The 18,119-nt window shown below is 63.3% G+C and carries 24 protein-coding genes and 1 pseudogene; 9 read left to right on the top strand and 16 right to left on the bottom strand.

Annotated features, from left to right (window positions below):
• Window positions 1-2 precede the first annotated feature (2 nt).
• From tolQ to queC, 8 genes are all read left to right on the top strand, one after another.
• The gene (gene tolQ / locus AC3IR3_RS16675; RefSeq protein ID WP_132144117.1) at window positions 3-686 is read left to right on the top strand and encodes a protein TolQ; all 684 of its coding nucleotides are present in this window, start codon (window positions 3-5) and stop codon (window positions 684-686) included.
• 19 nt (window positions 687-705) lie between these two features.
• The gene (gene tolR, locus AC3IR3_RS16670) at window positions 706-1,149 is read left to right on the top strand and encodes a protein TolR (RefSeq protein WP_489193766.1); all 444 of its coding nucleotides are present in this window, start codon (window positions 706-708) and stop codon (window positions 1,147-1,149) included.
• A complete protein-coding gene (locus AC3IR3_RS16665) occupies window positions 1,136-2,077 on the top strand; it encodes a cell envelope integrity TolA family protein (RefSeq protein WP_489193764.1) in 942 nt (313 codons plus the stop codon). The genes tolR and AC3IR3_RS16665 overlap by 14 nt, the downstream gene beginning before the upstream one ends.
• A 123-nt stretch (window positions 2,078-2,200) precedes the next feature.
• Window positions 2,201-3,517 (top strand): Tol-Pal system beta propeller repeat protein TolB, encoded by a 1,317-nt coding sequence (gene tolB / locus AC3IR3_RS16660; RefSeq protein WP_489193763.1) that lies wholly within the window; start codon window positions 2,201-2,203, stop codon window positions 3,515-3,517.
• 251 nt (window positions 3,518-3,768) lie between these two features.
• Entirely contained in the window at window positions 3,769-4,281 is a 513-nt protein-coding gene (gene pal / locus AC3IR3_RS16655) for a peptidoglycan-associated lipoprotein Pal (protein ID WP_132144124.1), read from the top strand.
• 3 nt (window positions 4,282-4,284) lie between these two features.
• Entirely contained in the window at window positions 4,285-5,112 is an 828-nt protein-coding gene (gene ybgF / locus AC3IR3_RS16650) for a tol-pal system protein YbgF (RefSeq protein WP_489193761.1), read from the top strand.
• A 3-nt stretch (window positions 5,113-5,115) separates the two neighbouring features.
• Window positions 5,116-5,808, top strand: coding sequence for a 7-carboxy-7-deazaguanine synthase QueE (queE, locus tag AC3IR3_RS16645; protein ID WP_489193759.1), 693 nt, complete (start codon window positions 5,116-5,118; stop codon window positions 5,806-5,808).
• Window positions 5,809-5,867: 59 nt separating this feature from the next.
• Window positions 5,868-6,551 carry a 7-cyano-7-deazaguanine synthase QueC gene (gene queC / locus AC3IR3_RS16640; protein WP_489193757.1) on the top strand — a complete coding sequence of 228 codons (684 nt, stop codon included), beginning with the start codon at window positions 5,868-5,870 and terminating at the stop codon, window positions 6,549-6,551.
• A 383-nt stretch (window positions 6,552-6,934) separates the two neighbouring features.
• Here queC and AC3IR3_RS16635 read toward each other — a convergent pair whose 3' ends face one another.
• A complete protein-coding gene (locus AC3IR3_RS16635; RefSeq protein WP_489193755.1) occupies window positions 6,935-8,389 on the bottom strand; it encodes an alpha-L-fucosidase in 1,455 nt (484 codons plus the stop codon).
• 5 nt (window positions 8,390-8,394) lie between these two features.
• Here AC3IR3_RS16635 and AC3IR3_RS16630 point away from each other — a divergent pair, with 5 nt between their 5' ends.
• Complete coding sequence (locus AC3IR3_RS16630) at window positions 8,395-8,652, top strand: hypothetical protein (protein WP_489193753.1); 258 nt, start codon at window positions 8,395-8,397, stop codon at window positions 8,650-8,652.
• Between the two features lie 213 nt (window positions 8,653-8,865).
• Here AC3IR3_RS16630 and AC3IR3_RS16625 read toward each other — a convergent pair whose 3' ends face one another.
• The 15 genes and pseudogenes from AC3IR3_RS16625 to ssb form a co-directional block, all read right to left on the bottom strand.
• Window positions 8,866-9,984, bottom strand: a complete 1,119-nt coding sequence (locus AC3IR3_RS16625; protein WP_489193751.1) for a site-specific integrase — start codon at window positions 9,982-9,984, stop codon at window positions 8,866-8,868.
• Window positions 9,985-10,016: 32 nt separating this feature from the next.
• Window positions 10,017-10,229, bottom strand: coding sequence for a hypothetical protein (locus AC3IR3_RS16620; protein ID WP_489193750.1), 213 nt, complete (start codon window positions 10,227-10,229; stop codon window positions 10,017-10,019).
• Window positions 10,226-10,939: a hypothetical protein gene (locus AC3IR3_RS16615; RefSeq protein WP_489193748.1), complete on the bottom strand. Its 714-nt coding sequence runs from the start codon at window positions 10,937-10,939 to the stop codon at window positions 10,226-10,228. The genes AC3IR3_RS16620 and AC3IR3_RS16615 overlap by 4 nt, the downstream gene beginning before the upstream one ends.
• The gene (locus AC3IR3_RS16610; RefSeq protein ID WP_489193746.1) at window positions 10,932-11,492 is read right to left on the bottom strand and encodes a DUF4031 domain-containing protein; all 561 of its coding nucleotides are present in this window, start codon (window positions 11,490-11,492) and stop codon (window positions 10,932-10,934) included. The genes AC3IR3_RS16615 and AC3IR3_RS16610 overlap by 8 nt, the downstream gene beginning before the upstream one ends.
• Entirely contained in the window at window positions 11,489-11,806 is a 318-nt protein-coding gene (locus AC3IR3_RS16605; protein ID WP_489193745.1) for a hypothetical protein, read from the bottom strand. Before AC3IR3_RS16605 ends, AC3IR3_RS16610 begins: the two co-directional genes overlap by 4 nt.
• A complete protein-coding gene (locus tag AC3IR3_RS16600) occupies window positions 11,803-12,531 on the bottom strand; it encodes a hypothetical protein (RefSeq protein ID WP_489193743.1) in 729 nt (242 codons plus the stop codon). The genes AC3IR3_RS16605 and AC3IR3_RS16600 overlap by 4 nt, the downstream gene beginning before the upstream one ends.
• Window positions 12,528-12,701: a hypothetical protein gene (locus tag AC3IR3_RS16595; protein WP_489193741.1), complete on the bottom strand. Its 174-nt coding sequence runs from the start codon at window positions 12,699-12,701 to the stop codon at window positions 12,528-12,530. Before AC3IR3_RS16595 ends, AC3IR3_RS16600 begins: the two co-directional genes overlap by 4 nt.
• Window positions 12,698-13,057 carry a hypothetical protein gene (locus tag AC3IR3_RS16590; RefSeq protein ID WP_489193740.1) on the bottom strand — a complete coding sequence of 120 codons (360 nt, stop codon included), beginning with the start codon at window positions 13,055-13,057 and terminating at the stop codon, window positions 12,698-12,700. Before AC3IR3_RS16590 ends, AC3IR3_RS16595 begins: the two co-directional genes overlap by 4 nt.
• 1 nt (window position 13,058) lies before the next feature.
• Window positions 13,059-13,442 carry a hypothetical protein gene (locus AC3IR3_RS16585; RefSeq protein ID WP_489193738.1) on the bottom strand — a complete coding sequence of 128 codons (384 nt, stop codon included), beginning with the start codon at window positions 13,440-13,442 and terminating at the stop codon, window positions 13,059-13,061.
• 2 nt (window positions 13,443-13,444) lie between these two features.
• Window positions 13,445-14,014 (bottom strand): hypothetical protein, encoded by a 570-nt coding sequence (locus AC3IR3_RS16580; protein ID WP_489193736.1) that lies wholly within the window; start codon window positions 14,012-14,014, stop codon window positions 13,445-13,447.
• Window positions 14,011-15,351, bottom strand: a complete 1,341-nt coding sequence (locus tag AC3IR3_RS16575) for a DNA-methyltransferase (protein ID WP_489193734.1) — start codon at window positions 15,349-15,351, stop codon at window positions 14,011-14,013. Before AC3IR3_RS16575 ends, AC3IR3_RS16580 begins: the two co-directional genes overlap by 4 nt.
• Entirely contained in the window at window positions 15,348-17,219 is a 1,872-nt protein-coding gene (locus tag AC3IR3_RS16570) for a DNA cytosine methyltransferase (RefSeq protein ID WP_489193732.1), read from the bottom strand. The genes AC3IR3_RS16575 and AC3IR3_RS16570 overlap by 4 nt, the downstream gene beginning before the upstream one ends.
• Window positions 17,212-17,424 (bottom strand): hypothetical protein, encoded by a 213-nt coding sequence (locus AC3IR3_RS16565; RefSeq protein WP_489193730.1) that lies wholly within the window; start codon window positions 17,422-17,424, stop codon window positions 17,212-17,214. The genes AC3IR3_RS16570 and AC3IR3_RS16565 overlap by 8 nt, the downstream gene beginning before the upstream one ends.
• A 3-nt stretch (window positions 17,425-17,427) precedes the next feature.
• A pseudogene (locus AC3IR3_RS16560) lies at window positions 17,428-17,628 on the bottom strand (DNA translocase FtsK); the annotation flags it as partial.
• Window positions 17,629-17,671: 43 nt separating this feature from the next.
• Window positions 17,672-18,091 carry a single-stranded DNA-binding protein gene (ssb, locus tag AC3IR3_RS16555; protein WP_489196950.1) on the bottom strand — a complete coding sequence of 140 codons (420 nt, stop codon included), beginning with the start codon at window positions 18,089-18,091 and terminating at the stop codon, window positions 17,672-17,674.
• Between the last annotated feature and the right edge of the window lie 28 nt (window positions 18,092-18,119).

Below are 18,119 nucleotides of genomic sequence, written 5' to 3'. Positions count from 1 at the left end.
CGATGAACGGTGGACTGAACATTTTCAAGCTGGTCGCGGAAGCGAGCCTGCCGGTGCAGCTGGTCATGCTTCTGCTACTGGTCTTCTCGTTCCTGTCCTGGGTGATCATCATCCGCAAGTACTCGCAGTTGAAGCAGGCGCACGAGAACGCCGAGTCGTTCGAGGACCGTTTCTGGTCCGGCGCCGACCTGGCTGCCCTGTTCCGCGAAGTGGGTAACCGCGACGGTCAGCATGGCATCGAGAACGTCTTCGAAGCCGGCTTCCGCGAGTTCGCCCGCCAGCGCCAGCGTCGTGTGACCGACGTCAACCGCGTGATGGAAGGTTCCGAGCGCGCCATGCGCGTGGCCGGCACCCGCGAAATCGGCAAGCTGGAACAGAACCTCGAATTCCTCGCCAACGTCGGCTCCATCAGCCCGTACGTCGGTCTGTTCGGTACCGTCTGGGGCATCATGGGCGCGTTCCAGGGCCTGGGCGAAATGAAGGACGTCACCATCGCCGTGGTCGCGCCGCATATTTCCGAAGCGCTGATCGCGACGGCCATGGGCCTGTTCGCCGCTATCCCGGCCGTGTGGGCATACAACCGCTACGCCAACAAGGTCGAGCGCCTGGCTTCCCGCTACGAAGTATTCCAGGAGGAATTCTCTTCGGTGCTGCAGCGGCAGATCCACGCCGACGACGTCGCCTGAGGCCGGAGCGATCACTACCATGCGCCCCCATCGCCGGCAAAAGCGAAAACTGAAGTCCGAGATCAACGTCGTTCCCTACATCGACGTGATGCTCGTGCTGCTGATTATCTTCATGGTCACCACGCCCATGATGAATCTCGGCGTCGACATCCAGCTGCCGCAGACCAATGCCAAGTCCTTGCAGGACAAGAAAGACCCCGTCGTCGTTTCCGTTGACGAAACGGGGCAGATCTACCTGACGGCCGAGGGCGAGAAGCGCCAGCCGGTCAGCGCGGACGAGTTCCGTACGCGGATCACGGCCTATCACAATGCCAATCCCGAGCTTCAGGTCCTGGTGGCTGGCGACAACCGTGTCGGCTACGGCAAGGTCTACGCGATCCTGCCCATCCTGCAGGAGGCCGGCGTGTCCAAGATCGGCCTGATGAGCCAGCCGGAGTCGGGCGCGAAGAATGGCAAACCGTAAGGAAACGTCCCGCGCGGTCGTTCTCGCCGCGCTGCTGCATCTTGGCATCGTGGCCTTCCTGGCCTTTGCGATCATCCCCTGCTCGACGTACGAAGAGTACGCCGAGCGTCTGGGCGTGCCCGCGGAATGGAATCCGATGAAGTGTCCGGCGCCGCTCGAGTTGCCCGGTCAGATCATCGAGGCGACGCTGGTTGGGCCGACGGGTAGCCCGCCGCCGAAGGCGACGAAGGTCAAGCCGACACCGGACACCACGCCGCCGCCGCCGGTCATTCCGGCCCCGACGCCTCCCCAGCCGGTGAAGCCGCCGGTACCGACGCTGCCGCCGCCGCCCAAGCAGCCCGACGTCAAGGATCAGGAAAAGGTTGTCGACGACGCCCTGCAGAAGGCCGAGGACGCGAAGAAGCTCCAGGAAGAAAAGCAGCGGCAGCAGCAGGCCGAGATCGACGCGCAGAACGAAAAGAAAAAGCAGGAAAAGCAGAAGGAGATCGACGAGATCTTCAAGCAGCTCGATGCCGCCAAAGCACAGACGAAGAAAGCCGATTCGACGAAGAAGCAGGCCGAGCAGCAACTGAAGGACCTGCAGAATGCGAAGGAAGACGGTCTTCCCGACCTGCCCGCGGCTGCCCAGAAACAGACGGGTACCAATGGAAAGGACAGCGGCAAGCTGGGTCTGTACATCGCGGCGATCCAGAACGCGGTGACGGCCAACTACACCCGGCCGGACGATATGCCGAACGTCCCCTGCCAGGTTCATGTGATCCAGATCCCCGGTGGGCAGGTAACCAGCGTCAAGGTCGATGCCAGCTGCCCGTACAACGCATCGCAGCGTACGTACGTCGAAAATGCCGTGCTGCGTGCCCAGCCGCTTCCTTATGCCGGGTTCGAGGATGTCTATCAGCGCGACATCACCTTCACCTTCCGGCCTTAATGATGGGCCGCCAGCGCGTCCCGATGGGCGCGCGGCGGTTCAGACCTCGGTCATGCTCGGCCTCCGGGCCGGGTTAACATCCCGTAGCCGTTTCCTTACATCCAGGTCGCAATGAATCAGCCCATGCGCAGAACGATTTCCCGCCTCGCCATACTCGTGTCGCTCGTGGCCGCCTTCGTGGCCGGTCCGGTGGCTGCCCAGTCGCTCAACGTCGAGATCGCGAACGGCCTCAAGACCGCCACGCCGATCGCGGTCGTTCCCTTCGCACAGCAAGGCGGGGCACCGCTGCCGACCGATGTCGCCGACGTGATCCGCGCCGACTTCAACCGTTCGGGCAAGTTCCGTTCGCTGGACAAGGCCGACATCGTCGAAACCCCGTCGAAGGGTGCGGACATCAAGTTCGCGACCTGGCGCCTGCTCAAGCAGGACTATCTGACCATCGGCCGCATCGCGGATGCCGGCGGCGGGATGATTCGCGTCGAATACGAACTGTGGGACGTCAATCGTCAGCAGAGCCTGCTTGCCCAGGCATTCACGGCTCCGTCCGGCGACCTGCGCGGCGTGGCTCACCAGATCGCCGACCAGATCTACGAAAAGATCACCGGCGTCCGTGGCGCGTTCTGGACCCGTATCGCTTATGTCACCGCCGTTGGCGTGAGCAACAACACCACTTATTCGCTGATCGTGGCCGACTCGGACGGTTTCAATCCGCAGGTCGTGGCCCGGTCGCGCGAGTCCCTGCTTTCGCCGGCCTGGTCGCCGGACGGCAGCAAGCTCGCCTATGTTTCTTTCGAAAGCGGCAACTCGGCCGTTTACGTGCAGAACATCGGAACCGGCTCGCGTAGCCTGATCGCATCGCACCCGAAGGGCATCAACAGCGCGCCGGCCTGGTCGCCGGACGGCAGCAAACTGGCCGTCAGCCTGTCCTATGTGGGCAACCCGGAAATCTTCATCATCGACGTGGCCAGCCACACCGAAACCCGGGTCACGAACAACTTCGCGATCGACACCGAGCCGACCTTTACGCCGGACGGCCAGAGCCTGATCTTCACTTCGGATCGCTCGGGCAAGCCGCAGCTCTACCAGACATCGATCTCGGGCGGCAACGCCACGCGCCTCACCTTCCAGGGCGGCTTCAACGCCAGCCCCTCGCTCAGCTTCGACGGGAAGCAGATTGCGATGGTGCAGGGCAACGGGAACGTGTATCGTATTGCAATCATGGACCGTAGCCTGGGGAATCAGGTGCGCTTCGTATCTCCCGGCAACGTGGACGATTCGCCTAGCTTCGCGCCAAACGCCAGCATGCTGCTTTATGCCGCATCGCAGGGTACGCGCGGCGTCCTTTACGCGGTTTCGGCCGACGGTCTGGTACGTCAGCGTCTCGTCCTCTCGGATGGTGACGTTCGCGAACCGTCCTGGGGTCCATACAGACAGCGCTGATTGGCGCGACGTCGCATCCGCGGCGCGCGACTTTGGCAAAGTCCAGGGAAAGGGCGCGGGCATCCGCGCCTTTTCTGCGGACGAAAGATTTAACTGGCAGCGGCGTTCCACGCGGTTGCCGGTGCGTTGGCAGGGGTACGGGACAGTGCTCCGTCGACGCGATGTAAGTAAAAAAAACAGCCGGACAACCGGCGGTGCCTGTCCCGTAACCGTAATCGACTGTCGGAACTCAACTGTTGAAGGAACGTCCCATGAATAAGACCGTTCGCGTCACCCTGGCCGCCCTGCTGTGCGTGGGCGCGGTCGCCTGCCATAAGAAGCAGGAAGTCAAGCAGCCCGTCCAGCCGCCCGTCCAGCAGACGGTCGACAACTCGGGCAACAACACCAACGGCAAGTATCAGCCGTCCGATCTCGACACCGATGCCTGCCTCCGTCAGCGCGTCGTGTACTTCGATTTCGACAAGAACGAGGTTAAGCCGGAATTCCAGCAGATCGTCGCGTGCCACGCGAAGTACCTGCAGGACCGTCCGTCGTCGGCCATCTCCCTCGAAGGCAACACCGACGAGCGCGGCACGCGCGAATACAACCTCGGCCTCGGCGAGCGTCGTGGCAATGCCGTCTCCAGCGCCCTCCAGGCTGCTGGCGGTTCGGCTGGTCAGCTGAACGTTGTCAGCTACGGCAAAGAAAAGCCGACCTGCCGCGAGCACAACGATGATTGCTGGAGCAAGAATCGTCGCGTCGAGATCGTGTACACCGCGAAGTAAGTAATGAAAAAACTGGCTAACAGCTTCACGGCCAGGCTTGGCGTGGCGGTCGCACTAGCGACCGCCACGTTCTTCGGTCTGCCGGTCCATGCACAGGACTCCCGCTTGAGCCTCGCCGACCGTGTGTCGCGCCTCGAGCAGCAGTCGCAGCGCGACCAGGGCACGACCACACTGGTGAACCAGGTCAACGATCTCCAGCAGCAGGTTCAGCAGCTGCAGGGTCAGATCGAGGAACTCCAGCACCAGAACCAGCAACTCCAGGATTCCACCAAGGCCCAGTACTCGGATCTCGATTCGCGTATCGGCGGTCTTGAAAAGGGCGGCGCCCAAGGCGCGCCCGCACCGGCAGCGCCGGCACCTGCCACGCCGGCGGCGACACCTCCCCAGGGCAAGTCGGCACCAGCCGCGCCCGCCGCGAACGCTCCGGCCGCTACCGCTTCGGCGGGCGAACAGGCAGCTTACGACGCCGCCTTCAAATCGCTGCGTGGCGGCGATTTCGTTGCCGCTTCGCGTGGCTTCCGTGATTTCCTTCAGCAGTATCCCGACAGCCCCCTCGCGCCCAATGCCTATTACTGGCTGGGCGAGTCGTACTACGCGACCATGAATTATCCGGTCGCACTCGAGGCGTTCCAGCGTCTGGTCAAGCTGTATCCGCAGAGCGAAAAGGTCTCCGACGGCCTGCTCAAGGTCGGCTACTGCCAGGCGCAGCTCAAGCAGAACGATGCCGCCACGGCGACGCTGAAGTCGGTCGTCTCGAAATACCCCGGTTCGAAGGCTGCCAGCCTTGCCCAGGAACGCCTGCGTCGGATGCAGCGTCCACCGGCAAACTAAGTCATGAGCGGCAGCACCGTCATTCCGGCGGATGCAGCGCCGGCCGCGCCTGTCGCGGAACGGTTGCGCATCACCGAGATATTCCACTCGATCCAGGGTGAGGCCGACGCCATCGGCTGGCCGACGGTATTCGTGCGCCTTACCGGCTGCCCGTTGCGCTGCGTCTGGTGCGATACCGAGTACTCGTTCCACGGCGGGCAGTGGCACGATATCGATGCCATCCTTGCCGAGGTCGCCAGCCATGGCGCACGCCATGTATGCGTGACGGGCGGTGAGCCGCTGGCACAGAAGCGCTGCCTGATCCTGCTACGTAAGCTTTGCGATGCCGGTTACGAGGTGTCGCTGGAAACGTCCGGCGCGCTGGATGTGGCGACGGTCGATCCGCGCGTCCGCAAGGTCATGGATCTGAAGCCGCCCGACTCGGGCGAGAGTGCGCGCAATCTCTGGTCGAACCTCGACTACCTTCTTCCGCACGACCAGGTGAAGTTCGTGATCGCGAGTCGCGCCGACTTCGAGTGGTCGCGCGATGCGGTCGCCGAACACCGGCTGGTGTCGCGCTGCATGGTTTTGTTCTCGCCCGTGCACGGTAAGGTCGAGCCGCGCGAACTGGCCGAATGGATTCTCGCCGAGCGCCTCCCTGTCCGCTTCCAGATGCAGCTGCATAAGCTGCTGTGGAACGACGCCGCCGGACATTGATCCGTCCGGGCCTGAAGGCCTGGTTCTTTTCCTTTCCCGTAAACCCGGTAGTCATCGCCATGAACGCATCCAGCCCGTCCCGTAAAGCCGTCATCCTCGTTTCCGGAGGCATGGACTCCGCCGTCACGATCGCGATGGCTCGCGAACAGGGGTTCGAGGTTTATGCACTGAGCGTGGCGTACGGACAGCGGCACAGCTCGGAACTCGAAGCGTCGGCGCGTGTGGCGAAGATGCTTGGCGCTGTGGCGCACAAGACAGTGCATGTCGACCTGCGCAGCATCGGCGGCTCGGCGTTGACAGCCGATATCGACGTGCCGGAGGAGGGTGGCGAAGGCATTCCCGTTACCTATGTGCCGGCACGGAATACGATCATGCTGTCGATCGCGCTTGGGTGGGCTGAGGTATTGGGCTCGTCGGATATTTTCTGCGGCGTCAACGCGGTGGATTATTCGGGCTATCCCGATTGCCGTCCCGCGTTTATCGAATCGTTCCAGGCGCTGGCCAACGTCGCTACCAAGGCGGGTGTCGAAGGTGCCGGTATCGTCGTGCATGCGCCACTGATGAATATGGGCAAGGCGCAGATCGTGCGCGAAGGCGAGCGCCTTGGCGTCGATTTCGCCGCTACCGTCAGTTGCTATAACGCCGATGCGCAGGGGCGCGCCTGTGGGCATTGCGATGCATGCCGTCTGCGGGCGCAGGGATTCCATGAGGCTGGGGTTGTCGATCCTACGCATTACGTTTGAGCGGTTGCGCTTTGCGCCGTGTTTGACCAGCGGAAGAGGGTTGCAATTCGGGGTGTCGTCGCATGGAACCAGCCGGCCCCCTCGCCGGGCCCACGTCGAGCGGTCGCTGCGCGACGCGGGTGGACTGGCGGGGCTCGGTGAGCGGGCTTCCTGCCCGCACACCGAGGAAGGGGCGTCCTGCCCCTTCCCCCTTCGGGGCCTTATCCGCCAGTCCACCCTCGCCCTCCTACCGGGCCCGCCGAGGGGGCCGGCTGGCTCCACCGAGCGGTGAGGCAATGGGTGTGACGAGCAAAGCACACCGCTGACAATCCCTTGCGCCACTTTCCCCCTCGCCGTCGTTCCTGCGCAGGAACGACAGTGAGGGTGGCGGGTTCCGGTGCGTTTTAGATGGGCTCGTCGTAGAGCCCCAGCTCCGCCAGCCCGGGTGGTTTTCCCGCCGACGTCAGCTGTATACGCACGCTCTCCGCTTCCACGCGGCCGAATGTATGGAACTGGAAAGACGCGGGATGCTCGCCCGATACGAGTTCCTTCCATTGCCCATTGCGCTGGTATTCCACGCGATAGGATGCGATGCGACTCGCGGTACCGTAATCTTCGAGCCCTTTCGATTCCACGATCGACAGCGTGTTGAACGCAGTTGGCTTGCCAAGGCGCACTTCGAGCCACGCCGTCGTCTTCCCTTCGTCGGCGACCCAGAACGTACTGAAGCGATCGTCGAATGCCAGGTCCGGTCCGGTGGCATCGGCGCTGCTGCTGGCGTAGGCGGGTTTGCCTGCGGCGAGATTGGGAGTCGTGACGATCGTCGACGCGCGGATGGCCGGCGCGGGGCCTTCGTTCTTCCAGAGCTTGCCGATTTCCGCGAGCCGTTCGATGGCATTCGGATCGAATTGTCCGTCGCGGTTTGGTGCGACATTGAGGATCAGATTGCAGTGATTGCGATTGAAGGGGACCAACCATTCGTCGACGATCTGGCGGGCGGCGCGCAGTTCCTGTTTCGGATAAGTCGTTTTCCAGAACCAGTCGCTTTGCAGTGTTGTGCCCGATTGCGAAGGGACATCGCTGTCTGCCGGAATTTTCTGTCCGGCGTGCTGCTCGTACTGCTTGATGTCTGTGTAATAGAGCGCGGCCCCCGGATAGCTGCCCGCGTTGTGATCCGTGACCAGGCAGTCGGGTTGCAGGCGTTTTACCAGATCGTAGATGCGACGGTAGGGCAGCTGGTCGTAACCGATGCGCGACCACGATGCGTTCCAGCCATCGAAGATCATCGCTGTCATGGGGCCGTATTGGGTCAATAGTTCGGTGAGCTGCGCTTCGATCAGGGCAATTTTCGCGGGGGTTACGGTGCGCGCGCGAATGTCGGCGCGCAGGTCGAGCATCGAGAAATACAGGCACGGCTTAAGGCCCTGCGCTCGGAAAGAGTCGACATAAGCACGCACGATGTCGTGCCGGTACGACGAATCCATGACGTTGGTGCTGCCTGTCTTCGTGGGCCACAGGCAGAAGCCATCGTGATGTTTGGTGGAGAGGCAGCCGTAACCCATGTTCGCCGAGCGCGCGGCGCGTGCCCACTGGTCGGTATCGAGATGGGCAGGATTGAACAGGTGCGGCGACAGCGTGGGGTCGCCCCATTCACGCTCCTCGAACGTCGCCATGTTGAGATGGATGAACATACCGAAGCGCAGATCGAGGAAAGCCTGCTGTGCGCGGAGAAGGCGATTGCCTCCTTCTGCCGCGGTACCGCTCGCGGTGTAAGGAGCGAATGGTTTTGCGACAAGGGGGACGGTTGCGGCGATGCCGCTGGCGAATGCCAGCGCCTTCGAGAATTCACGACGATTCATGCGCGATGGATCTCCTTCACCTGGGTCACTTGCAAGGGATGCGCGTACCTTGCAAAGGCGGCGCGGGGTGTCGCGAATTCGCCGAGCATGCGCTCAAAATTGCGCCGATTCAATCGATCCAAGTGGGCGCGGGCCCGGTGTTCGGCGAGCGGGTGATCGGTATGGGTTCGATTGCGCAGTCGTCGCGAAAGTCATCGGGGCGGACAGGCGGACAGGCGGACGAGCAGACGGGCTTCGTGGTGAGAGGCCGTGACCCGGTATGAACGGAAGAAGGTAAGCGCCGTGCGCTTTTCGGTCGCTGCGTGAACGAGCGACAGGTATCCGGGCGTAATGGTGGGTCGTGCCGGATTCGAACCGGCGACCTACGGATTAAAAGTCCGTTTCACCATGTAACGATTTCAGTAGCTTAGGTTGCGCATTTTTTCGGGATTACACCAGTCTACGTCCCAATATAGTCAGCTACTTACGTGATCTTTTTACGGGGTGTTTTGGGTAGTGGTGGAGGCCTGCACTACGGGTAGGCTGAGGTCGTATATGTCCATCATGGACTCGGTCTTGTGGCCGCTACTGTGTTGCTTGTCCGCGCGATTGCCGGCGGTGTCCGTTACACCGCGCCGCTTCAGATCGTGCAGGCCGAACCATTCGTCGTCAGATAGGATCTTCTCTTTCAGAGCCATCTTCCTGATGCGCTGCCATGCGGAGTCAAGCCCGCTCTTCGATATCTTGCCGCCGTGGTTCGCGACGACCAAGGGGCGGTCCGTCGCGCGGAGCGGTATCGGCATTGCCTTTGCCGCCCAGATCCCGTCCCGGTAGCGGATGAGGGCATCCCACGCCATGCGCATCCGCGGCGTCCAGGCAACGATGTTGTCGCGACTTCCCTTGCGCCTGTTGGTTTGAATTCCCTCGTCCAGTCCATGCGCCTCGGTCAGGGTTACGACTTCGATCCCGCGCAGCCGACACAAATAGGCGATGTCAGCTACTGCCCAGAGGTAGGGCGGGCAGCTTCCTTTGCTACGCGCGGTGAGCTGCCCACTGTTGTAGGCGAGCTTGACCAGAGCGGCCATGACCGACGGCTTTGGCAGCCGCCGCTGCTGGCGCTCCTTGGCCTGCCGAACGCCCTTGACGGGATTAGTGTTGGCATACCCCTCACGCACGGCCCAGGAATACACCAGGCGCAGGTATCGCATGAGGTGATTGGCCTTCGTGGGCGTTCCCTCGGCGGCGATCTTCCCCACTAGGCGCTGAAAGAAGGCCGTATTGAGTCGCTTGTAGTTGAGCGCCGACAGGGTGCGACCATCCTTCAGGATGATCTTGCCCGCAAGCACCCGCTGTTTTGCGTAGTCATCGCGGGTACGTTCTCCGAGGGACGTGTAGTCATAGCTCTTGTGATACTCGCCGAACATCCATTCGAGGCACATGCGATCGACGCCACGTATTTCCTCCATCGCGTGGTGAAGGTCGGAGAGCATTGCATCGGCGCCGGCAACCTTCTGTCGCCGCGGTTTCGGGTCGCGGTGGATGGTGTACCAGACGCGATCTCGACGGTCCCAATAGCACCCAATGGGCAGCTTCTGGGCGACGATGTGATCCGGCATTGATCGGTCGCGCTTTCGGGGGCGGCCGCGCGTCACAGGAGATCCTCGGGGCGATAGGCGTCGTCGTTTCCAGCCGTTGCTACTCCCAACGCAGCGTTGACCGCTTCCACTGTCGTCCACGGGCCGTCAGCCCCATCCCGGACGCGGATTCCCTGAGTGCTCGCCCATCGCTTGATCGCAGCGGCCTGCTGGCGGCCGGATAGTCGCCGCAACTCGGCCGCGTCGACGATATGGTGGTTGTTCACGGGTTCGCCGCCTCCTTATCGATCTGACGGAACTGCACGACCCACACCCACGGGTTGTCGGCCCAGCGCGTGCCCGCCTTGGCCAGGCCGTCCCAAAGGTGGGCGAAGCCGTGCACTGTTGCCGGCAAACATTCGCCCCGAGTCGCCTCGGTCCCGACGGCATCCGCCGCCATATGGTTGTTGACGCCCTCGGCGTGTGCCTGCTCCTCGGTGATGTTCCGCAGCCGCTCGACGCGCACGGCGGTCACCTCCAGCCAGATCCGCGCCCAGGACTTCGGCATGTGGATCGACGGCGTCCACTGACGACCGTCCATGAATATTTCAGCGACCCTGTCAGAAATGTCAGCGCGATACGTCATAGCCCCCGTGTTGGCGCAGACCTCATCCCAGGTATGCGGGATGTCCTCGCGCGTCAGACCGATCTCTGAGGGGTGCGGCTCACGGGCGGCCGTCTCGCGCACGTACAGCCGGTCGCCGATCTGGCAGGGCGGCCTGAGCCATTCCTCGAAATCGGGGTGCGGGTTGTGCGGGATGCGATGCTCGAACCGCCATAGCCCTGCGCCCTCGCGCCACTGGCCGGTGTATTCGGGGAACATCTGCCAGTGATGGACGAAGGGCTGATGCTTCACCAGACGACGCGTAACTGTCTTGCGGCCTTCGAGCACCGCGCGCACCATGGCGCCATTCATCAGGATGGGGAGTTCACGCATGGTGCATTGCCTCGAGGTGGTCGGTCTGCTGCTGAACACCATCGCCGCTGTCGTCCTGGGCGTTTGCTCGACTGCTGGCGTTTTTGTGATGCCGAATGGTTCCGTCTCCCTCGGAGGCGACCCGAGCCTGCCCAACGACATCCGCACCGCTCGAAACCGCGTTCGCTACCGGCGCCAGAAGTTCGGGACGCCCATCGGGTGGGCACTGTTCGGCCTGGGTTCGCTTGCGCAGCTCGTCGCGCTGCTGGCGAAATAGCACGGCCCAGTCCTCAGCTTCGTCCGGCTTGCCGAGCGAGCCAGTAGCAGCGCGGCGCAGGGTCATGCACGAGGTCTGGCGCCAAGTGATTTCCAGCGCACCGGCGGTAGTGGCCGCGGCGCGCTTGGATAGCGCAATGTCATAGTGGCTTCGGTGCTTCGGCGGGGCCTGCCACCAGCGTCGCGAGACGCCGATCTTGTCGGCCATCGCGTGCAGTTCCTCGTCGGTGTCGGCGATCATGTGGCACATGACCATCCTGCCGAATTGGGCGCGCATGTTGTCGACGTAGACGGTCACGGCTGCACCGCCTTGGCCTTCTCGCGATCGAGCTGCCTCATGCGTTGCGCGACGTCGGCTTTCTGTTCCTCAATGTATGCCTCCTTGCATGCCCACTCAACATACTGGCCGACGTCCTCGCCCCCTTCCATGGTGATATCGAGGGAGGCGCCGATAAGCCGGCACGCCGTCCGATTGTGTCCGTTGGCCAGCGTTTCTAGGACGGTCCATCCGCGCCGTTCGGCGTTTTTCTTCTGGTCACGACCGGACATGTAGCCGATGACCCAACCGAAGATCAGCAGCCAGACGCCAGAGAAGATCAGCGCACCATTCATGGCTGCATCTCCGCATCGGGCGCTGCGGCGAGTACGGCGAAGCGACAGTCGTTCCAGCCGGCCACCCATCCCCTGGCGTGATCCTGATAGCCGCGCGCACGCGCATCATCAATCGTCACCGTCTCCGGCACGCCCACGGGGCGCGGCTGGGCGGCGAGTGCAGCTTCCAGAGCAACCTTCATCGCGGCTTTCGTGTGTTCATGGAACTCGATGACGGACCGCTTCCGCTTGAAATGCGCGACTTCATAGTCAGCGTGGGCGTGGTTCGCTGCGACAATCATGGCGTGGGTCACCACTTCCCCAGCCTGCTCGACCGTGGGGGCGGCATCCGTGGGGCGGGGATGGGCGAGGGCGGCTTCAAGAACGCGGATCAGGTCGTGGACGTTCACGCATACAGCATCCGCATGATCGGGGTCGAACGGCTCCATATCGCAGAGTTCGCGAACGATCGCACCAACGTCCGACGCCTCGACAGGCTGCGCTTCGATCGCGACGACCTGCGGAGCCCACATCGAGACGCCGTCCTCGTATACGTTGATCAGGTCCGGGTCGGGGTTCGGGATGGCATCGAACTGGGCGCGGTAGATGGGGCAGTCGTCTTCGGGGCCGTCGGAAATGATCCGCGTGACCGAGCCGTCCATGCCTACCTTGATGCCGATCAAGGTGTCATACGGATCGACGGAGACGATGCGGACGCGCGAACCGACGGTGATTTCGTTGTTCATGGCTTCGGTTCCTCATTGGCTGGGGCTTTGGTCTGGGAAATCGCTTCAGAGATCTTGGCGATGAGGGATTCAGCGGCCGGGATGCTCATCACCTGATGGCAGCCGCCCACGAAGACGTAGATCTGGCCGTCGATCGCGCAGGCCGCAGGGCGGTCGGTGTTCGGCTTCATGCGGTCACCGCTTCGCGCACGTAGAACGCGATGGGGCCGTCGTCGGCATCCCAGATTCCAGCCAGCAGCCAACCATCGCCGCCGGGTATGGATGGCGTCCACCCGTTCAGATCGTCGTCGCCGTCTTCAAACCATGCCTCCAACTGCTCGTCTGTCGCGTCATATTCGAACTCGACGAACGTGTGCTCGAGTCCTTCGCGGGCAAGTGCCTTCGGATCGATGAAGCCTTCGTCTTCGGTGTTGAAGGGTTTGTCGTAGAACTGGGGCAGGTCCGGATGCTCCACGAAGCCACGGTCGTCGCGCTTAGGGAGGCGCGCTGGGTCGAATAGGCGGATGGGCTGGATGGGCGTATCCATGTCAGGCCTCCGGCACCACGAAGCGCTCGACATCCTCGATGAGGTGGAAGGTCGGCGGGTCGATGGAATGTATGTATTCGCCGATGGCGTCCAGGCGCTTCTGAAGCTCGGCGGTCTGTTCATCGCTGAGCCCGTCCGGCCAATACCCCGCGCTCTCTCCAAAGTCGTCATCGGCGCGGTTCATCATCTCCTCAAGGAAGGTGGTCGCGCCCATGATGAAGTCGCCCGCATGGGGCGGCGCCGCACGGCGACCAGTGAAGACCGTGCTGCCTGCCGCAAGGCCGTTGTGCTCGTCGACGGCCGCCTCGATAGCCTCCTCGCGGCTGTTGTACTCGCCATGAAAGGTCTCTTCGTCGTAGCTGTAGCTGAAGGTCTCGGTATCCATGGTCATTCCTCGATCTGGATTTCGTGGTCGCGGCAGCACGCATCGATGGCGTCACGCACGCGGCGGCTTTGGTTGGGATAGTCCGGGTCGGCCTGGTCAAGAGCTGCGAATGCGGACTGGAAGGCGGCGCGTGCTTCGCTGGTGGAGCAGTCGCGCGGAACACCGAGGACGTCGCTCCAGTGCTGGCGTACAGGCAGGGCGGCCACAGGCGCGGACCGAGTGCGCATGTGATGTGACTCGCGGGCGACTTGTGCCTGCGACGGGGTGAGCGCGAGCTCGACGTGCGTCACGACTGGCTGCTGCGCCTCGGCGAGGCCGACAGGCCACCAGCTCGTGCGGCCACCAGCGCAGTCGTCACGTAGCATCTTGCCTTCGGTGTAAAGGTCTAACAGCCGACGACGGGCCTGATGGACAGACAGCCGAGCCTCGACCGCGATTTCAGCCGTGAACGCGCCATACCGGACGGCGACCGCATCGCCGTGGAGGACCAGGTCCATCGTGTCGTTGCGCGCAACATGACGCAGGCAAGCCCGGGCCACGGCCTTCTCGAAGTCGGACGGGGTGAGGGTCATGCGGTCGCTTCCTTCGCGAACAGGGGAATTTGGCTCTCGGCGGCGGTGCGGTCCGCCTTATCCGAAGCGTGCATACGCTGGGCATCTGCGATGCGTGCGGCTGCCATCGCCACGTAGTCGGCGTCCAACTCGATGCCAACGAATTCGAGGCCCTCGAGTACTGCGCCGCGGCCCGTGCTGCCGGAACCCATGAATGGGTCCAGCACAATGCCGCCTACCGGAGTCACCAGCCGGCACAGGTACCGCATCAGTTCAGTGGGCTTAACCGTCGGGTGGGTGTTTGCGCGCTTCGGAATCTCGTATCCGTCGTCACGGCGGGTGATGTGCTGTCCTGAGGTATTCGAGACCATTCCTGCAGCAACCTTCTCGAAGCCGTCGAGTCCCGCCTCGCGGTCCTTTTTGCTGGCCTTAGCGCAGTAGAAGAATCGTGCTGCACTACCAACATCACCGCGCGGCGCAGGATTGCTTGTGACGTTGCGCAGCTTGCCGAAAACCTGATTGCCAGCTGGTTCGCCATCGTTTTTTGCTCGGGAGAGCTGTCCTGGCGCAGTCGGGAAGGTGCTCAGGACGTCGTCACTACCGTCGTGGATGAGGTTTGCAGGCCATCGGCCCGCCGCGACGCCGCCGCGAGGTCCGGGCGTCTCTGCGAATGAGGTCGATTCCCGGTCGTCGCAATCACGTGCGGTACTTTCCTCACCCGCCCGGGCGCGCGGTATTGCCTCGTCATGTCGGCAAGGGATGCGTCCAGCGCCGGCGCGAAGGGCCTCCGCCGTATGAATTCGGCACGCGTCAATGTTCAGTGCGCCGGTACCGAAGGCGTTGAAGTTCGCCGCGACGGTACCAATGAGGGGCTTCCTTGCAACCACAACGGGCTCATGGGCTGGTTTCAGTGCCGTACCGCCCCACGCACCGTTGTGCGACTTCGGAAACCCGCTCCCGAACATCCACATGATCTGGTCGCGGATCTCGAAGCCGGCATCCTCGATGCCACTTGCCATGCGGTGGTAGGTCCGAGGGCTGGCGAACGAGAGCAAGATGCCGCCCGGCTTGAGAATGCGCAGCGCTTCCGCGGCCCAGGCTTCGCTGAAGCGCTGGAACGCCTTCATCGCTTCGGGTGCGAGGTCGTACATTCCTGCAGCGGCAGCCTTGCCGTTGCGAGTACGGCCAGCGTCTGAACTGTCAGCGCTAGCATGCCGTCTCTCAATGTCCGCGCCATCCCACGCCTTTCCCATGAATCTGATGCCGTAGGGCGGATCGGTCACGACTGAATCAACACTGTTGTCGGCCAACGCGCGCATCACATCGAGGCAGTCGCCAGTGTGGACGGTGACGGTCATGCGGCCACCGCCATTTCTTCCGGAACGCGGTCGAGATTCGCCTCGGCGATGGCGCGCAGAGGGGGCGGGCTGACCGAATTGCCGACCATGCGCACGCTCTTGCTGATGCTGAGCTTCCGGCCATCCGCAGTGCGGTCGATGATGTAGTCAGCGGGGAAGCCCTGGGCGCGAAAAAGTTCCTCGCGGCGGAGCATGCGAAGGCCGATGTCCACGATCACGTATGGGCTGCCCTGCACCCATACCGTGACGAGGGCGATGCGATCGCGCGTAGTTATGGTGTCGACGGGTTCGGCGAGATTTAGCGCCTGGCCGTTGCCGTAGTAGTTGATAAGGAACGCAGCGACGCGGAGCGCACCCTCTTCATGTTCGCGACTGAGCGTGCATTCGACGACGGCATGATGCTCGCCGCCCGCACTGATCGTCGCCAGCGGATCATCCGCATTCGCCGCCGAGCTCGTGCCGCGCAGCTTCGCGAGGCTCACCGCCGAGAGACGGTTCTGGCTACCGGTGCCGCAGATGGTCGGAGCCGGGCGGTCGATGGCGATACCGTCGCCGTCGTAGAAGCCGCCGTTCGCCTGCTCAAGGAAGGCAGTCATCACGCCCATGGCATGCGCAGCTCCCGCCGGCCGCACCGCGCCGGCACCCGATGTGATCGTCGGCATCGGCTCATCCGCCGCTGAGCCCGTGCTGTCGCCACGGAACTTGACGAGGTGTACGGCGGCTAGAGCGTGCTTCACGCCTCCTGCCGGCGTCACACCGAGCGGAGCTTCGATGTCGAGCGACCTCGGCGCCTGGCCCACCCGCTCCCCGTAACCAATCTGGACGAGCACCGGCTGAGCCAGGCAGGCGTCGGCCTTGGCCGTTGTGGTTGGCGCTGGCTCATGGACTGAGCGCTCTGAAGTCTGGCCCATGCGACCGCCGACGCCGACGATAAACGGCTGGGCAGCTTTCACGACGTAACGAACCGCGCCCCGCGCGATACGGCGCTGCGTCGCGTCCGCCAGCGGACGCTTCACGCCAAGCTTCCGTGCCTCGTCCTTGTCCAAGAAGATCGACGGGCATGGGACAGTAAAGTCGATGCAGTCGGCCGCGGTGACAAAGGGCAACAGGCCCGGCGAGTTGCCATGAGTGGGCTTCGGCCAGACGATCGGCATACCGTCGCGGCGGGCGACGAGGAACAGGCGTTTGCGGCTCGTGCCTGCACCATAATCGCAGGCCGACAGCTTTTTCCATTCGACGACATAGCCGAGCGCGCGCAGGGCGGCGACGAAATGGTCCCATGTCCGTCCGGCGCGGCGCTTGTCGGGGACCAGGCACTGCTCCCATACAGAGACCTGCTCGCCCTTCGCTGCAACGGTGCCATCAATCTTCACGACGCGGCCGGTGGCCTTGTCGCGCTTTGAGATGAGCGGACCCCATTTCAGGATCTGCTCGACGTTCTCCAGGCTGATGATGCGTGGCGCGAGGTCGACCTTGGCCAGCTTACCAGCGACCTTCGGCACCACCCACGACAACGAGCGAGTCGCCTTCGACCTTGGCTGACCGCCCTTGGCCTGGCTGAAATGTGTGCAGTCCGGTGAGGCGTGGAACCAGCCGACGGGCCGACCAGCAACTTCGCGCACGATATCCACCACGTAGACGTCGGCCTCCATGTGGTGCGTGAACGGATGGTTCGCTGCGTGCATCGCGAGGGCGTCCGGGTCATGGTTGACGGCAACGTCTGGATCGCGGCCGAGCGCCTGCTTCAACGCCTCGCTGGCACCGCCGCCACCGGCAAAGAAGTCCACGACGATCTCGCCCGGCCGCAACGCGGAGACAAGCTGGCCCTTCGGAAAGTTGAAGCCGGACTGGGAAGAACCGTCAGCCATGTGCGCGAAGCTCCTGTGGTGCGTTGGCGTTCTGCGGAAGATCGGGATAGGTGCCCCACGGCGCGCGGAGTTCGCGCCACGGGTTGTTAAGGGAGATAGCGGAGCGATGCGCGTACCGGCCGCGCACGCCGTCATCCCAGAGTTCTCGGCACCTGGTGGTCTGGTTGTCGAACCAGCCGGAGAAGAGGTCGGGCGTGCGCGACATGGGTCAGACCTTGACCGGAAGCACGGTGCGCATGCCCTGGACGTTGGGCCGACTGACAACGCCTTCGGCTTCCATCCGCTCCACCAAGCGAGCGGCGCGGTTGTAGCCGATGATCAGCCGCCGCTGCACGTGTGAAATGCTTGCCCGATGTGTCTCGCGTACCGCCGCAACGGCCTTCGCGTACATGTCGTTGTCGTTCTCGTCGATCACAGGGAATTCCTTCGCCGGTCAGCCCGGCGTCTGTCGTTTAAAAGGGGATGTCGTCGTCATCGAAGCCCTCGGTCACCGGTTCTACGGCGGACTGGGCGGGCGTCTGACGCCTGTCGTAGTTGCTCGATTCGTTGCTGGCGCGCTGCTCGCCCCGGCGATCGCCACGCTGGCCACCGCCGTTACGGGGATTCCCGCCGCGGCTGCCGCCCTGGTCGACGGTGCCGAGCATCTGCATCTCGTTCGCGATGACGTCGGTGGAGAAGCGTTCGATGCCCTCGCGGTCGGTGAACTTGTCCGTTCGCAGCGAGCCTTCGATGTAGACCTGACGGCCTTTCTTCAGGTACTCGCCCGCGATCTCGGCCAACTTCCCGAACAGCTTCACGCGGGTCCACTCGACACGCTCCTGCTTCTCGCCGGTCTGCTTGTCGACCCACTGCTCGGAGGTCGCAACGCGCAGGGACGTGATGGCTGTCGTGCATATCCTA

The organism is Luteibacter sp. GL_149, from assembly GCF_057834065.1.
The sequence above is the reverse complement of the archived record's forward strand: the minus strand, read 5'-3'. Positions and strand labels throughout refer to the sequence as shown.

Coding starts and splice junctions, on each gene's coding strand:
- AC3IR3_RS16615 (WP_489193748.1), bottom strand. CDS start 10,939: ATGCGTGAACTCCCCATCCTGATGAATGGCGCCATGGTGCGCGCGGTG.
- ybgF (WP_489193761.1), top strand. CDS start 4,285: ATGAAAAAACTGGCTAACAGCTTCACGGCCAGGCTTGGCGTGGCGGTC.
- AC3IR3_RS16625 (WP_489193751.1), bottom strand. CDS start 9,984: ATGCCGGATCACATCGTCGCCCAGAAGCTGCCCATTGGGTGCTATTGG.
- AC3IR3_RS16585 (WP_489193738.1), bottom strand. CDS start 13,442: ATGGATACCGAGACCTTCAGCTACAGCTACGACGAAGAGACCTTTCAT.
- AC3IR3_RS16665 (WP_489193764.1), top strand. CDS start 1,136: ATGGCAAACCGTAAGGAAACGTCCCGCGCGGTCGTTCTCGCCGCGCTG.
- AC3IR3_RS16635 (WP_489193755.1), bottom strand. CDS start 8,389: ATGAATCGTCGTGAATTCTCGAAGGCGCTGGCATTCGCCAGCGGCATC.
- queC (WP_489193757.1), top strand. CDS start 5,868: ATGAACGCATCCAGCCCGTCCCGTAAAGCCGTCATCCTCGTTTCCGGA.
- AC3IR3_RS16630 (WP_489193753.1), top strand. CDS start 8,395: ATGGATCTCCTTCACCTGGGTCACTTGCAAGGGATGCGCGTACCTTGC.
- AC3IR3_RS16600 (WP_489193743.1), bottom strand. CDS start 12,531: ATGAACAACGAAATCACCGTCGGTTCGCGCGTCCGCATCGTCTCCGTC.
- tolB (WP_489193763.1), top strand. CDS start 2,201: ATGCGCAGAACGATTTCCCGCCTCGCCATACTCGTGTCGCTCGTGGCC.
- AC3IR3_RS16590 (WP_489193740.1), bottom strand. CDS start 13,057: ATGGATACGCCCATCCAGCCCATCCGCCTATTCGACCCAGCGCGCCTC.
- tolR (WP_489193766.1), top strand. CDS start 706: ATGCGCCCCCATCGCCGGCAAAAGCGAAAACTGAAGTCCGAGATCAAC.
- AC3IR3_RS16565 (WP_489193730.1), bottom strand. CDS start 17,424: ATGTCGCGCACGCCCGACCTCTTCTCCGGCTGGTTCGACAACCAGACC.
- pal (WP_132144124.1), top strand. CDS start 3,769: ATGAATAAGACCGTTCGCGTCACCCTGGCCGCCCTGCTGTGCGTGGGC.
- tolQ (WP_132144117.1), top strand. CDS start 3: ATGAACGGTGGACTGAACATTTTCAAGCTGGTCGCGGAAGCGAGCCTG.
- AC3IR3_RS16570 (WP_489193732.1), bottom strand. CDS start 17,219: ATGGCTGACGGTTCTTCCCAGTCCGGCTTCAACTTTCCGAAGGGCCAG.
- AC3IR3_RS16580 (WP_489193736.1), bottom strand. CDS start 14,014: ATGACCCTCACCCCGTCCGACTTCGAGAAGGCCGTGGCCCGGGCTTGC.
- queE (WP_489193759.1), top strand. CDS start 5,116: ATGAGCGGCAGCACCGTCATTCCGGCGGATGCAGCGCCGGCCGCGCCT.
- AC3IR3_RS16595 (WP_489193741.1), bottom strand. CDS start 12,701: ATGAAGCCGAACACCGACCGCCCTGCGGCCTGCGCGATCGACGGCCAG.
- AC3IR3_RS16575 (WP_489193734.1), bottom strand. CDS start 15,351: ATGACCGTCACCGTCCACACTGGCGACTGCCTCGATGTGATGCGCGCG.
- AC3IR3_RS16605 (WP_489193745.1), bottom strand. CDS start 11,806: ATGAATGGTGCGCTGATCTTCTCTGGCGTCTGGCTGCTGATCTTCGGT.